The following is a 15,346-nucleotide window of genomic DNA, read 5'->3' as shown; positions in this document are numbered from 1 at the left end:
GGTGAGGCCCCGGATCCTGTCCGGGGCCGGATCACGCGACACAAGGCTGGTCCCGGCAAAATCCGGGTCCAGCCGAACCTGTCTCAGAGAGGCCCCGGATCACGTCCGGGACCTGCCTAAGGGAGGTTCGCCGGATCGGGAGGCCACCATACGGGAGGTGGCCAGGCATGGATCCGGACCCCCTGTTTCGATAAGGGCGCAGTGCCGGGGCCCGACGGTGCATGTGTTCTGGTGTGAAACGAAAGGTGACTTACGTCATGGCTCAGACCTTCCTCGGTCAGAAACGTCTTCGGAAATATTACGGTAAAATCCGCGAAGTCCTCGAAATGCCGAACCTCATCGAGGTTCAAAAAGCGTCCTACGATCTTTTTCTGAAATCCGGCGACCAGCCCGATCCCGCCGATGGCGAAGGCATCATGGGTGTCTTCCAGTCGGTCTTTCCGATCAAGGATTTCAACGAGACCTCGATCCTCGAGTTCGTGAAGTACGAACTGGAGAAGCCGAAGTACGATGTCGAAGAATGTCAGCAGCGTGACATGACCTATGCGGCCCCGCTGAAGGTCACCCTGCGCCTGATCGTGTTCGATATCGACGAGGATACCGGCGCAAAGTCCGTCAAGGACATCAAGGAACAGGACGTCTTCATGGGCGACATGCCCCTGATGACCCCGAACGGGACGTTCATCGTGAACGGCACCGAGCGTGTGATCGTGTCCCAGATGCACCGCAGCCCGGGCGTTTTCTTCGACCACGACAAGGGCAAGACGCATTCTTCGGGCAAGCTGCTTTTCGCCTGCCGCATCATCCCGTACCGCGGCTCCTGGCTGGACTTCGAATTTGACGCCAAGGACATCGTCTTCGCCCGTATCGACCGCCGCCGGAAACTGCCGGTGACGACGCTGCTCTATGCGCTTGGTCTCGACCAGGAAGGCATCATGGATGCCTATTACACCACGGTCGACTACACGCTGCGCAAGGGCCAGGGCTGGGTCACCAAGTTCTTCCCCGACCGCGTGCGCGGCACCCGTCCGACCTATGACCTGATCGATGCGGATACCGGCGAAGTGATCGCCGAAGCGGGCAAGAAAGTGACCCCGCGCGCCGTCAAGAAACTGATCGACGAGGGCAAGGTCCAGAACCTGCTGGTCCCCTTCGACCGGATCGTCGGCAAGTTTGTCGCGAAGGACATCATCAACGAGGAAACCGGCGCGATCTATGTCGAGGCGGGTGATGAACTGACGCTGGACTACGACAAGGACGGCGAGATCACCGGTGGCTCCCTGCAGGATCTGCTGGATGCGGGGATCACCGATATCCCGGTTCTCGATATCGACAACGTCAGCGTCGGCCCGTACATCCGCAACACCATGGCGGCGGACAAGAACATGAACCGCGACACCGCGCTCATGGATATCTACCGCGTCATGCGCCCGGGTGAACCGCCGACCGTGGAGGCCGCTTCGGCGCTCTTCGATCAGCTGTTCTTCGACAGCGAACGGTACGACCTGTCTGCCGTGGGCCGCGTGAAAATGAACATGCGTCTCGCTCTTGATGCGCCGGATACGCACCGGACGCTGCGCAAGGAAGATATCGTCGCCTGTATCAAGGCGCTGGTCGATCTGCGTGACGGCCGTGGCGACATCGACGACATTGACCACCTCGGCAACCGTCGTGTCCGTTCCGTTGGCGAACTGATGGAAAACCAGTACCGCGTTGGCCTGCTGCGGATGGAGCGCGCGATCAAGGAACGCATGTCCTCGGTCGAGATCGACACGGTCATGCCGCAGGATCTGATCAACGCGAAACCGGCGGCCGCGGCTGTCCGCGAATTCTTCGGCTCCTCGCAGCTGTCGCAGTTCATGGACCAGACCAACCCGCTGTCCGAAGTGACGCACAAGCGTCGCCTCTCGGCGCTTGGGCCGGGCGGTCTGACGCGTGAGCGCGCTGGCTTTGAGGTGCGCGACGTTCACGCCACGCACTACGGCCGGATGTGCCCGATTGAAACGCCGGAAGGGCCGAACATTGGTCTGATCAACTCGCTGGCTACTTTCGCCCGGGTGAACAAGTACGGCTTCATCGAAACCCCGTACCGCCGGGTGGAAAACGGACAGGTGACCGACGAGGTCAAATACATGTCCGCGACCGAAGAGATGCGGCATACGGTGGCCCAGGCCAACGCGCATCTGGACGAAGACGGCAAGTTCGAGAACGAGTTGGTGAACACCCGTCAGCAGGGGGAATACACCCTGGCCCCGCGTGAAAACGTGGACCTGATCGACGTGTCGCCGAAGCAGTTGGTCTCTGTCGCCGCTTCGCTGATCCCGTTCCTCGAAAACGACGACGCCAACCGCGCCCTGATGGGCTCGAACATGCAGCGTCAGGCGGTTCCGCTTCTGCGGGCCGAGGCGCCGTTGGTCGGCACCGGGATCGAGGGCAAGGTCGCCATCGACTCGGGCGCGGCCATCCAGGCCACGCGCGCCGGTATCATCGACCAGGTCGATGCACAGCGTATCGTGATCCGGGCGACCGAGGACCTCGAACTGGGCGACGCTGGCGTGGACATCTACCGTCTGCGCAAGTTCCAGCGTTCGAACCAGAACACCACCATCAACCAGAAGCCTCTGGTGAAGGTGGGCGACATGGTCGAGAAGGGCGAGGTCATCGCAGATGGTCCGTCCACCGACATGGGGGAACTGGCGCTCGGCAAGAACGTCGTCGTCGCCTTCATGCCGTGGAACGGCTACAACTACGAGGACTCCATCCTGATCTCCGAGCGGATCGCCCGTGACGACGTCTTCACCTCGATCCACATCGAGGAATTCGAAGTTGCCGCGCGTGACACGAAGCTCGGGCCGGAAGAGATCACCCGCGACATCCCGAACGTCGGCGAGGAAGCCCTGCGCAACCTCGACGAGGCGGGCATCGTCTACATCGGCGCCGACGTCGAGCCGGGCGATATCCTTGTCGGCAAGATCACTCCGAAGGGCGAAAGCCCGATGACGCCGGAAGAAAAACTTCTGCGCGCCATCTTCGGGGAAAAGGCATCGGACGTCCGTGACACCTCGCTCCGCGTGAAGCCGGGCGATTACGGGACCGTCGTCGAGGTGCGCGTCTTCAACCGCCACGGTGTGGAAAAAGACGAACGCGCGCTGCAGATCGAGCGTGAGGAAATCCAGCGTCTGGGTCGTGACCGCGACGACGAGCTGGCGATCCTGGATCGCAACATCTACGCCCGTCTGAAGGATCTGATCCTTGGCAAGGTGGCTGTCAAAGGGCCGAAAGGCGTCAAGGCGAACTCGGAGATCACCGAGGACCTGCTGTCGACTCTGCCGCGTTCCCATTGGTGGCAGCTGGCCCTGGCCGAAGACCAGGACGCCCAGATCGTCGAGGCCCTGAACGAGCAGTACGAGGCGCAGAAACGTGCCCTCGACGCCCGCTTCGAGGACAAGGTCGAGAAGGTGCGCCGCGGTGACGATCTGCCCCCGGGCGTGATGAAGATGGTCAAGGTCTTCATCGCCGTGAAGCGCAAGCTTCAGCCGGGCGACAAGATGGCCGGCCGTCACGGGAACAAGGGCGTGATTTCGCGCGTGGTGCCGATGGAGGACATGCCGTTCCTCGAAGACGGGACCCCGGTCGATTTCTGCCTCAACCCGCTCGGCGTGCCGTCGCGTATGAACGTCGGTCAGATCCTGGAGACGCACATGGGCTGGGCCGCACGTGGTCTGGGTATCCAGGTCGATGACGCTCTGGGTGAATACCGTCGCTCGGGCGACCTGACCCCGGTCAAGGACGCGCTGAAGATCGTCTATGGCGACGACGTCTATGAAGAAGGCTTCGCCAACATGGACGAGGACCTGATGGTCGAAGCGGCGGGCAATGTGACCCGCGGCGTTCCGATCGCGACGCCGGTCTTCGACGGTGCAAAAGAGCATGACGTCAACGACGCGCTGGCACGGGCCGGGTTCGATACCTCGGGTCAGTCGGTGCTCTACGATGGCCGCACGGGCGAGCAGTTCTCCCGCAAGGTCACCGTGGGTGTGAAGTACCTGCTCAAGCTGCACCACCTTGTCGACGACAAGATCCACGCCCGGTCCACGGGGCCGTACTCGCTCGTCACTCAGCAGCCGCTTGGTGGTAAGGCGCAGTTCGGTGGTCAGCGCTTCGGTGAGATGGAAGTCTGGGCCCTGGAAGCCTATGGCGCCGCCTACACCCTGCAGGAGATGCTGACGGTGAAGTCGGATGACGTGGCCGGCCGGACGAAGGTCTACGAATCGATCGTCAAGGGCGAGGACAACTTCGAAGCGGGCGTTCCCGAGAGCTTCAACGTTCTCGTGAAAGAGGTCCGCGGCCTCGGCCTGAACATGGAACTCCTGGACGCGGAGGGTGAGGAGTGATGGGTGCCTAGCACCCATCCTACGTAGGATGGGTGGTTTCCACCCATCTTCCCCCCTCCACGCCCCTCAACTGAGGAAATCAAATGAACCAGGAACTGACCAACAACCCGTTCAACCCTCTGGCCCCCCAGAAGGTCTTTGACGAAATCAAGGTGTCGCTGGCATCGCCGGAGCGGATCCTCTCGTGGTCCTATGGCGAGATCAAGAAGCCCGAGACCATCAACTACCGGACCTACAAGCCCGAGCGTGACGGTCTGTTCTGCGCCCGTATCTTCGGGCCGATCAAGGACTACGAATGCCTCTGCGGCAAGTACAAGCGGATGAAGTATCGCGGCGTTGTCTGCGAGAAATGCGGCGTGGAAGTCACCCTGCAGAAGGTCCGCCGTGAGCGTATGGGCCACATCGAACTGGCGGCACCCGTCGCGCATATCTGGTTCCTGAAGTCCCTTCCGTCGCGGATCGGCCTTCTGCTGGACATGACCCTGCGTGATCTGGAGCGTGTGCTCTATTTCGAAAACTACGTCGTGATCGACCCGGGTCTGACCGACCTCACCGAAGGTCAGATGCTGACGGAAGAAGAGTTCATGGATGCGCAGGACGCCTATGGCGGCGACGCGTTCCAGGCGAACATCGGCGCCGAAGCCATCCGCGAAATGCTGGCCAAGATCGACCTCGAGTCCGAGGCCGAGCACCTGCGCGCGGAACTGGCCGAAGCCACCGGCGAACTGAAGCCCAAGAAGATCATCAAGCGCCTCAAGGTCGTGGAATCCTTCATCGAATCCGGCAACCGTCCGGAATGGATGATCCTGACCGTGATCCCCGTGATCCCGCCGGAACTGCGTCCGCTGGTTCCGCTGGACGGCGGCCGCTTTGCGACCTCCGACCTCAATGACCTGTATCGCCGCGTGATCAACCGGAACAACCGTCTGAAGCGCCTGATCGAACTGCGCGCGCCCGACATCATCGTCCGCAACGAAAAGCGGATGCTGCAGGAATCCGTCGATGCGCTCTTTGACAACGGCCGTCGCGGCCGCGTCATCACGGGCCAGAACAAGCGCCCGCTGAAGTCGCTGTCGGACATGCTCAAGGGCAAGCACGGCCGCTTCCGCCAGAACCTTCTGGGGAAACGCGTCGACTTCTCCGGCCGTTCGGTCATCGTGACCGGTCCGGAGCTCAAGCTGCACCAGTGCGGCCTGCCCAAGAAGATGGCGCTCGAGCTGTTCAAGCCCTTCATCTACTCGCGTCTGGAGGCCAAGGGTCTTTCCAGCACCGTGAAGCAGGCGAAGAAGCTGGTGGAAAAAGAGCGTCCCGAGGTCTGGGACATCCTCGACGAGGTCATCCGCGAGCACCCGGTCCTGTTGAACCGCGCGCCTACGCTGCACCGTCTGGGCATCCAGGCGTTCGAACCCACGCTGATCGAAGGCAAGGCGATCCAGCTTCACCCGCTGGTCTGTTCGGCCTTCAACGCCGACTTCGACGGCGACCAGATGGCCGTTCACGTGCCGCTCTCGCTGGAAGCCCAGCTGGAAGCGCGTGTGCTGATGATGTCGACGAACAACGTTCTGTCGCCCGCCAACGGCGCGCCGATCATTGTGCCGTCGCAGGACATGATCCTTGGTCTCTACTACACGACCATCGAACGCGCCGGGATGAAGGGCGAAGGCATGACCTTCTCCTCCATCGAGGAAGTCCAGTACGCGCTGGATACCGGCGCCGTGCACCTGCACGCCAAGATCACCGCGCGTCTTCCCCAGATCGACGAGGAAGGCAACGAGGTGATGATGCGGTTCGAAACCACGCCGGGCCGTGTGCGCCTGGGTGCGCTTCTGCCGATGAATGCCAAGGCGCCGTTCAGCCTGGTCAACCGTCTGCTGCGGAAACGCGAAGTGCAGCAGGTCATCGACACCGTCTACCGCTATTGCGGTCAAAAGGAGTCGGTCATCTTCTGTGACCAGATCATGACCATGGGCTTCCGCGAAGCCTTCAAGGCCGGGATTTCCTTCGGCAAGGACGACATGGTCATCCCCGACAACAAGTGGTCCCTGGTCGAGGAAACCCGCGAACAGGTGGCGGACTTCGAACAGCAGTACATGGACGGCCTGATCACCCAGGGTGAAAAGTACAACAAGGTCGTGGACGCCTGGTCGAAGTGTAACGACAAGGTCACCGAGGCCATGATGTCGACGATCTCCGCCGTGGAGACCATCGAAGGCGCCGAACAGGAACCGAACTCGGTCTACATGATGGCCCACTCCGGTGCGCGTGGCTCTGTCACCCAGATGAAACAGCTGGGCGGGATGCGCGGCCTGATGGCAAAGCCGAACGGCGACATCATCGAAACGCCGATCATCTCGAACTTCAAGGAAGGTCTGACCGTGCTGGAGTACTTCAACTCCACCCACGGGGCTCGTAAGGGTCTGTCGGATACCGCCCTGAAGACGGCAAACTCCGGTTACCTGACGCGTCGTCTCGTCGACGTGGCTCAGGACTGCATCGTGCGCGAAGTGGACTGCGGCACCGACCGTGCCGTGACCGCCGAAGCCGCCGTCAATGACGGTGAGGTGGTTGCGACCATCGGCGAGCGTGTTCTGGGCCGTGTCGCGGCCGAGGATGTGCTGGTGCCGGGCACGGATGAGGTGCTGGTGAGCGAAGGCACGCTGATCGACGAACGCATCGCGGACTCGATCGAGGAGGCCAACGTCCAATCGATGCGCATCCGCTCGCCGCTGACCTGTGAGGCCGAAGATGGCGTCTGCGCCATGTGCTATGGTCGCGACCTGGCGCGCGGTACGATGGTCAACCAGGGCGAAGCCGTGGGCATCATCGCGGCACAGTCGATCGGTGAACCGGGGACGCAGCTGACCATGCGGACCTTCCACATCGGCGGTGTTGCGCAGGGTGGCCAGCAGTCCTTCCTCGAGGCGTCGGTCGATGGCACGGTAGCCTTCGAATACCCGAACCTGCTGGAAAACGCTGCGGGCGAAATGCTCGTCATGGGCCGCAACATGAAGCTGCGGATCATGGACGAGAACGGCGACGAACGGGCCAGCCACAAGCTGGGCTACGGCACCAAGATCTTCGTCAAGGAAGGCGAAAAGATCACCCGTGGCACGAAGCTCTTCGAATGGGACCCCTACACGCTGCCGATCATCGCCGAGAAGGCGGGTCAGGTGCGCTATGTGGACCTCGTCACCGGTATCGCCGTGCGCGAGGACACCGACGAGGCGACCGGCATGACGCAGCGGATCGTGTCGGACTGGCGCGGCTCGCCGAAAGGCAACGAGCTGAAGCCCGAACTGCTGATCGTGGGTGAAGATGGGGAGCCGGTGCGCAACGAAGCCGGTAACCCGGTGACCTACCCGATGTCCGTGGATGCCATCCTGTCCGTCGAGGACGGGGCCAACATCCAGGCCGGTGACGTCGTCGCGCGGATCCCGCGTGAAGGCGCCAAGACCAAGGACATCACCGGTGGTCTGCCGCGTGTTGCGGAACTGTTCGAGGCGCGTCGTCCGAAGGATCACGCCATCATCGCAGAGATCGATGGCTATGTCCGCTTCGGCCGCGACTACAAGAACAAGCGCCGCATCACGATCCAGCCGGCCGACGAGTCGATGGAAGCCGTCGAATACATGGTGCCCAAGGGCAAGCACATCCCGGTGCAGGAAGGCGACTTCGTGCAGAAGGGTGACTACATCATGGACGGCAACCCGGCGCCGCACGACATCCTCGCGATCATGGGGGTCGAGGCTCTCGCCGACTACATGATCAACGAGGTGCAGGACGTCTACCGGTTGCAGGGTGTGAAGATCAACGACAAGCACATCGAGGTGATCGTTCGCCAGATGCTGCAGAAGTGGGAGATCTCGGACTCGGGCGATACGGTGCTGCTCAAGGGCGAAACCGTCGACAAGATCGAGTTCGACGAGGCCAATGAAAAGGCCATCGCCCGTGGTGGTCGTCCGGCGGAGGGTCAGCCGATCCTTCTCGGCATCACCAAGGCCTCGCTGCAGACGCGGTCCTTCATCTCGGCGGCCTCCTTCCAGGAGACCACGCGGGTCCTCACCGAGGCATCGGTGCAGGGCAAGCGCGACAAGCTGGTCGGCCTGAAGGAAAACGTCATCGTGGGTCGTCTGATCCCGGCGGGCACGGGCGGGGCCACGCAGCGCGTGCGCCGCATCGCGACCGACCGCGACAACATCGTGCTGGAAGCGCGCCGCGAGGAGGCCGAACAGGCCGCCGCCTTGGCCGCCCCGGTCTCCGACGATGTGGTCGGGGGCGACGAGTTCGACACCTTTGTCGAAACGCCGGAAAGCCGCGATTGATCCACGGATCATGACTGATCTGTCAGGCCCCCGGAGCGATCCGGGGGCCTGATTGCTTTCGGGGCCGTGCCCTTTAGTTCCGCAAGGGAGGCTGTGCACTTCCTTTTGGTCGGGGCGCATGTCATGGCTTTGGGGCGGATGTTTCGCGGGGGGAGCCATGCTGACCGACAATATGAAGGGCGCGCTGATCATGGCGCTGTCGATGGCGCTGTTCACGCTGAACGATACCTTCATGAAACTGCTGGCCGGCGAGGTGCCGCTCTACCAGATCCTCACCCTGCGCAATGGGGCGGTGACGCTTGTTTTCCTAGCGCTGGCCTGGCGATCCGGGGCGTTGCGGCGCGGGTTGCACGGACGCGACCTGAAGCTGTCGCTGCTGCGGGGCGTGGCCGAGGTGGCGACGGCCTATTTCTTCCTCAACGCGTTGTTCAACATGCCGCTGGCCAATGTCACGGCAGTGCTGCAATCGGCGCCCTTGATGGTGATGCTGGCGGCGGCACTGGTGCTGGGCGAACCGATCGGCTGGCGACGGATCATCGCGGCCCTGGTCGGGTTCACGGGGGTGCTGCTTATCGTGCGGCCGGGGCCTGACGGGTTCAACATCTATGCGATCTACACCCTGATCGCGGTCTGCTGCCTGACCGTGCGGGACATCGCCACGCGCAAACTGTCGAAGGAGGCGCCGACGCTGCTGGTTACGGCGGTGACATCGGGGATGATCTTCGTGGTCTTCGGCGGGCTCAGCCTGATCGAGGGCTGGGCGCCGCTGGACGGCCGGTCCGGCGGGTTGATCGGGGGGGCGGCGCTGATGGTGCTGGGGGCCTATCTGGCGTCGGTGCAGGCGATGCGGGTCGGGGAGGTCAGTTTCGTCTCGCCCTTCCGTTATACCGCACTGCTCTGGGGTCTGATGCTGGGCTTCGTGGTCTTCGGCGACTGGCCGACCGATCTGACCCTTCTGGGTGCGGCCATCGTCGTGGGATCGGGCCTCTATTCCTTCTACCGCGAGATGCGCCTGCGACAGCGGTCGGCGATCGAAGCAACGGGGCCGTTGCCCAGGGGCTAGGGCGTGTTGCTGAACCTCTGGCGCACGGCCGCGCAGTCGATGCCGAAACGGTCACGGAAGAGCGCCTCCTCCTGCGGGGAGAGCGGCCTCAGATCATCGGGCAGCGGGCTCTGCCCGGTGCGGCTGTCGTTCCACCGGCTGTAGCCCCGGACATACATCGGCGGGCTGTCGATCTGATCCACCGTCATGAAGCGGGGCAGGCGGGTGTGGTTGAAATTCATCACCGTCAGCCGGACCTGCGGCTCGAAGGCGACGGCCAGGGCGGCGGTGGTCAGGGGCACGGTGCTGATCTTTGCGTGCAGGCCGTCAGGACCGGGCGCGGCGACATAGCCGTTGTGGAAATCCAGGGCGATATGGCGGTTGCCGGTCAGCATTCCGGCGCGGGCCCTGGCCTCCTCCTTCGCCCGGGCGATGAAATCGCAGCCCAGGGCGTCGTCATCGTCCAGCCGGAATTGCAGGGCGGGCGCCCGGATGTCGCGGAGGGAGTTGATCGCCCTCTTCATCACGTCGCGGTGCGGCCCTGGGGGGTGGGCCTGGATCTCCACCTGCGGCAGGTCGTCGGTGACGGCCTCCAGCCGGGCGCGGTAGGCAGGGGGCAGGTCTTCGCCGATTACGATCAGGAAGGTGAACTCCGGGTCGGTCTGGGCGCGCAGCGAGGGCAGGGTGAAGCTTTCGAAGACGCGGAAGCGGTCCTCCATCCGGTCGGGGGCATAAAGGAAGGCCGCCCGCGCTTCGGGCGTGTCATGGTCGACCTGGAAGCCGCCGATGGCGGGGTAGGAGAAGCGACAGAGACCGATTACCTGCAAGTGACCCCCTGATGCATGGCCCGAAGATCGGGGCGATGCGGCCTTGTGACCCGGCTTTGGGCAGAGTATTGCAGGGGCGTTCCGGGGCGGCAAGCGCCGGGGTGGCTCGTGTTGACAAGGGGGGCGACTCTGCGTATACGCGCGCCAATCGGCCCGGGGGTTCCCCGCCGGCTATCAGATTCGAAGTGGTCAAGATCCGGGTTGCAACGCCCCGATCCTCTGAAAAACCCGCCGCGTCGTTCCCCCGCGAACGAGGGGACGCATGCGGTTTTTTATGCGTTGCGTGGACGCGCGCAGCGTGAAGAGAGAAACAGCACCCGCAAGGTGCGCACATATGTGAGAGATGGGGAACGACGCCCGATGCCAACGATCCAACAGCTGATCCGGAAACCCCGGCAGCCCAAAGTTAAACGCTCCAAATCCCAGCACCTGGAACAGTGCCCGCAGAAACGCGGCGTCTGTACCCGGGTCTATACGACGACTCCGAAGAAGCCGAACTCGGCCATGCGGAAGGTGGCCAAGGTGCGTCTGACCAATGGCTACGAAGTCATCAGCTACATTCCGGGTGAAAGCCACAACCTTCAGGAGCACTCCGTAGTCCTGATCCGTGGCGGCCGTGTGAAAGACCTTCCCGGCGTTCGTTACCACATCCTGCGTGGTGTCCTGGATACCCAGGGTGTCAAAGATCGTAAGCAACGCCGTTCGAAGTACGGCGCGAAGCGTCCGAAGTAAGAGGATTACCAGATGTCCCGCCGTCACGCCGCCGAAAAACGCGAAGTCCTGCCCGACGCCAAATATGGCGATCGGGTTCTGACGAAGTTCATGAACAACCTGATGATCGACGGCAAGAAAGCTGTTGCCGAGCGTATCGTCTACAACGCCCTCGACCGCATCGAAGCCAAGGTCAAGCGCGCCCCGGTGGAGCTGTTCCACGAAGCGCTCGACAACATCAAACCGTCGGTCGAGGTTCGCTCCCGCCGGGTTGGTGGTGCCACCTATCAGGTGCCGGTCGAAGTGCGCCCCGAGCGTCGTGAGGCCCTGGCGATCCGCTGGCTGATCACCGCGTCGCGGTCGCGCAACGAAAACACCATGGAAGAGCGCCTGGCAGGTGAGCTTCTGGATGCCGTGAACTCGCGCGGATCCGCCGTCAAGAAGCGTGAAGACACGCACAAGATGGCCGATGCGAACAAGGCATTCAGCCACTACCGCTGGTAATCCTCCTTTTCACTTCTGCTCCAAAGGCTGCATAACATGGCACGCGATTATCCCCTCGAGCGGTACCGGAACTTCGGTATCATGGCGCATATTGACGCCGGCAAGACCACCTGCTCGGAACGGATCCTTTTCTACACCGGCAAATCCCACAACATCGGTGAGGTGCACGATGGTGCGGCCACCATGGACTGGATGGAGCAGGAGCAGGAGCGCGGCATCACGATCACCTCCGCTGCCACCACGACCTTCTGGCAGTGGCAGGAAGATCCGACCGCCGAAGGCACCTACGATACCAAGTATCGCATGAACATCATCGACACCCCCGGCCACGTCGACTTCACCATTGAAGTCGAGCGTTCGCTGGCCGTGCTCGACGGTGCCGTTGCGGTGCTGGACGCCAACGCCGGTGTCGAGCCGCAGACCGAAACCGTCTGGCGTCAGGCCGACCGCTACAAGGTTCCGCGGATCGTCTTCGTCAACAAGATGGACAAGATCGGCGCGGACTTCTTCAACTGCGTTCGCATGATCGAGGACCGGACCGGTGCGATTGCCGCCCCGGTGCAGATTCCGATCGGTGCCGAGAACGAGCTGGAAGGCATCGTCGACCTGATCACCATGGAAGAGTGGACCTGGAAGGGTGAGGATCTGGGCGCGTCCTGGACCCGTCAGCCGATCCGCGACAGCCTGAAGGACACCGCCGAAGAGTGGCGTGGCAAGCTCATCGAGAACGCCGTCGAAATGGACGACGACGCGATGATGGAATACCTGGAAGGCAACGAGCCCGACATCCCGACGCTGCGCAAGCTGATCCGCAAGGGGACGCTGGCGCTGAAATTCGTGCCGGTTCTCTGTGGCTCCGCGTTCAAGAACAAGGGTGTCCAGCCGCTGCTGAACGCCGTTGTCGATTTCCTGCCCTCGCCGCTGGACGTTGTCGACTACATGGGCTTCTCGCCGGACGACGAGTCCGAAGAGCGGAACATCGCGCGTCGCGCGGACGACAACATGCCGTTCGCCGGTCTGGCGTTCAAAATCATGAACGACCCCTTTGTCGGTTCGCTGACCTTTACCCGAATCTACTCCGGCAAGATGAACAAGGGTGACTCGGTCCTGAACTCCACCAAGGGCAAGAAAGAGCGCATCGGTCGTATGATGATGATGCACTCCAACAACCGCGAAGAGATCGAAGAGGCTTTCGCAGGCGACATCATCGCGCTGGCCGGTCTGAAAGAGACCACCACCGGTGACACGCTCTGCGACGCGAAAGAGCCCGTCGTTCTGGAAACCATGACCTTCCCCGATCCGGTGATCGAGATCGCGGTCGAGCCCAAGACCAAGGGCGACCAGGAGAAGATGTCCCAGGGTCTGGCCCGTCTGGCCGCCGAAGACCCCTCCTTCCGTGTGGAGACCGACCTCGAGTCCGGTCAGACCATCATGAAGGGCATGGGCGAACTTCACCTCGACATCCTCGTCGACCGCCTGAAGCGTGAGTTCAAGGTCGAGGCGAACATCGGTGCGCCGCAGGTGGCCTATCGCGAGACGATCTCCCACGAGGTCGAGCATACCTACACCCACAAGAAACAGTCGGGTGGTTCGGGTCAGTTCGGCGAAGTGAAGCTGATCATCTCCCCGACAGAGCCGGGCGAAGGCTACTCCTTCGAATCCCGCATCGTCGGTGGTGCCGTGCCGAAGGAATATATCCCCGGTGTCGAAAAGGGCATCCGCTCTGTCATGGACAGCGGTCCGCTGGCCGGCTTCCCGGTGATCGACTTCAAGGTCGCGCTGGTCGACGGCAAGTTCCACGACGTGGACTCCTCCGTTCTGGCCTTCGAAATCGCGGCACGGATGTGCATGCGTGAAGGCATGCGCAAAGCGGGCGCCAAGCTGCTGGAACCGATGATGAAGGTCGAAGTCGTTACCCCGGAAGAATACACCGGCGGTATCATCGGCGACCTCACCTCCCGTCGCGGGCAGGTGTCGGGTCAGGAGCCGCGCGGCAACGCCATCGCGATCGACGCTTTCGTGCCGCTGGCCAACATGTTCGGCTACATCAACACCCTGCGCTCCATGTCCTCGGGCCGTGCGCAGTTCACGATGCAGTTCGATCATTACGATCCGGTTCCGCAGAACATCTCGGACGAGATCCAGTCGAAATACGCATAACCCGGGTGGCGGGGGGAACCCCGCCCTACCCATCACTGTAGGGCGGGGCTTCCCCGCCATCCGAAAAAGAAAAGGGAGCCTACCATGGGCAAGGAAAAGTTTGAGCGCGGCAAACCGCACTGCAACATCGGCACCATTGGTCACGTTGACCACGGCAAGACGACGCTGACGGCGGCGATCACCAAGTATTTCGGTGACTTCAAGGCCTACGACCAGATCGACGGCGCGCCGGAAGAGAAAGCCCGCGGGATCACCATCTCGACGGCCCACGTCGAGTATGAAACCGACGCGCGTCACTACGCCCACGTCGACTGCCCCGGCCACGCCGACTACGTCAAGAACATGATCACCGGTGCCGCCCAGATGGACGGGGCGATCCTGGTGGTGAACGCCGCCGACGGCCCGATGCCGCAGACGCGCGAGCACATCCTGCTCGGCCGTCAGGTCGGCATCCCGGCCATGGTCGTCTTCCTGAACAAGGTCGACCAGGTCGACGACGAAGAGCTGCTGGAGCTGGTGGAAATGGAAGTCCGCGAGCTGCTGTCCGAATACGACTTCCCGGGCGACGACATTCCGATCATCGCGGGCTCCGCGCTGGCGGCGATGAACGGTGAAAACCCGGACATCGGCGAGAACAAGATCCGCGAACTGATGGCGGCCGTGGACGAGTACATCCCGCAGCCCGAGCGCGCGATCGACCAGCCGTTCCTGATGCCGATCGAGGACGTCTTCTCGATCTCCGGCCGTGGTACGGTTGTGACTGGCCGTGTCGAGCGCGGTGTCGTGAACGTCGGCGACGAGCTTGAAATCGTCGGCATCAAGGACACCACCAAGACGACCTGCACCGGCGTGGAAATGTTCCGCAAGCTGCTGGACCGCGGCGAGGCCGGCGACAACATCGGCGCCCTGCTGCGCGGCATCGACCGTGACGGCGTCGAGCGTGGTCAGGTTCTGTGCAAGCCGGGTTCGGTGAAGCCGCACACCAAGTTCGAAGCCGAGGTCTACATCCTGACCAAGGACGAAGGTGGCCGTCACACGCCGTTCTTCGCGAACTACCGTCCGCAGTTCTACTTCCGGACGACGGACGTGACCGGCACCGTGACGCTGCCCGAGGGCACCGAGATGGTGATGCCGGGCGACAACCTGAAGTTCGCGGTCGAGCTGATCGCCCCGATCGCGATGGAAGACGGCCTGCGTTTCGCCATCCGTGAAGGCGGCCGTACCGTCGGTTCGGGTGTTGTGTCGAAGATCGTCGACTAAGCCGCGAACCGAAGGTCCGTCGGCCGTGCGACAGCGGTTTCCCTGCAAACCGCGAGAGCACACCGCAGACACAGGGGCCCCGGATCATCTCCGGGGCACGACATAGGGTCGAAAGACCGGAAAGGC

Annotated in this window: 8 protein-coding genes; 7 read left to right on the top strand and 1 reads right to left on the bottom strand. The window is 62.7% G+C overall.

The annotated features are described in order from the left end of the window. Positions 1-257: 257 nt before the first annotated feature. From rpoB to ACFC2Y_RS09415, 3 genes are all read left to right on the top strand, one after another. Positions 258-4,394, top strand: coding sequence for a DNA-directed RNA polymerase subunit beta (gene rpoB, locus ACFC2Y_RS09425; protein WP_375174747.1), 4,137 nt, complete (start codon positions 258-260; stop codon positions 4,392-4,394). An 83-nt stretch (positions 4,395-4,477) separates the two neighbouring features. Then, a complete protein-coding gene (gene rpoC, locus ACFC2Y_RS09420; RefSeq protein ID WP_375174748.1) occupies positions 4,478-8,716 on the top strand; it encodes a DNA-directed RNA polymerase subunit beta' in 4,239 nt (1,412 codons plus the stop codon). A gap of 157 nt (positions 8,717-8,873) precedes the next feature. Next, positions 8,874-9,779 (top strand): DMT family transporter, encoded by a 906-nt coding sequence (locus ACFC2Y_RS09415; RefSeq protein WP_375174749.1) that lies wholly within the window; start codon positions 8,874-8,876, stop codon positions 9,777-9,779. On the opposite strand, the gene ACFC2Y_RS09410 is transcribed toward ACFC2Y_RS09415, so the two are convergent. Then, positions 9,776-10,585, bottom strand: coding sequence for a glycosyltransferase (locus ACFC2Y_RS09410; protein ID WP_375174750.1), 810 nt, complete (start codon positions 10,583-10,585; stop codon positions 9,776-9,778). The genes ACFC2Y_RS09415 and ACFC2Y_RS09410 overlap by 4 nt on opposite strands. 360 nt (positions 10,586-10,945) lie before the next feature. On the opposite strand from ACFC2Y_RS09410, the gene rpsL reads away from it, so the two are divergent. The 4 genes from rpsL (at position 10,946) to tuf (ending at position 15,220) form a co-directional block, all read left to right on the top strand. Beyond that, the gene (gene rpsL, locus ACFC2Y_RS09405) at positions 10,946-11,317 is read left to right on the top strand and encodes a 30S ribosomal protein S12 (protein WP_005862801.1); all 372 of its coding nucleotides are present in this window, start codon (positions 10,946-10,948) and stop codon (positions 11,315-11,317) included. Positions 11,318-11,329: 12 nt separating this feature from the next. Continuing rightward, positions 11,330-11,800 carry a 30S ribosomal protein S7 gene (gene rpsG / locus ACFC2Y_RS09400; protein WP_375174751.1) on the top strand — a complete coding sequence of 157 codons (471 nt, stop codon included), beginning with the start codon at positions 11,330-11,332 and terminating at the stop codon, positions 11,798-11,800. A gap of 36 nt (positions 11,801-11,836) precedes the next feature. After that, positions 11,837-13,960 carry an elongation factor G gene (gene fusA, locus ACFC2Y_RS09395; RefSeq protein WP_375174752.1) on the top strand — a complete coding sequence of 708 codons (2,124 nt, stop codon included), beginning with the start codon at positions 11,837-11,839 and terminating at the stop codon, positions 13,958-13,960. A gap of 84 nt (positions 13,961-14,044) precedes the next feature. Further along, a complete protein-coding gene (gene tuf, locus ACFC2Y_RS09390; RefSeq protein ID WP_375174753.1) occupies positions 14,045-15,220 on the top strand; it encodes an elongation factor Tu in 1,176 nt (391 codons plus the stop codon). Positions 15,221-15,346 lie beyond the last annotated feature (126 nt).

Source organism: Pseudooceanicola sp. (assembly GCF_041987405.1).
In the GTDB taxonomy this organism is placed as follows: Bacteria; Pseudomonadota; Alphaproteobacteria; order Rhodobacterales; family Rhodobacteraceae; genus Pseudooceanicola.
This window is presented reverse-complemented; position numbering and strand designations above follow the sequence as displayed.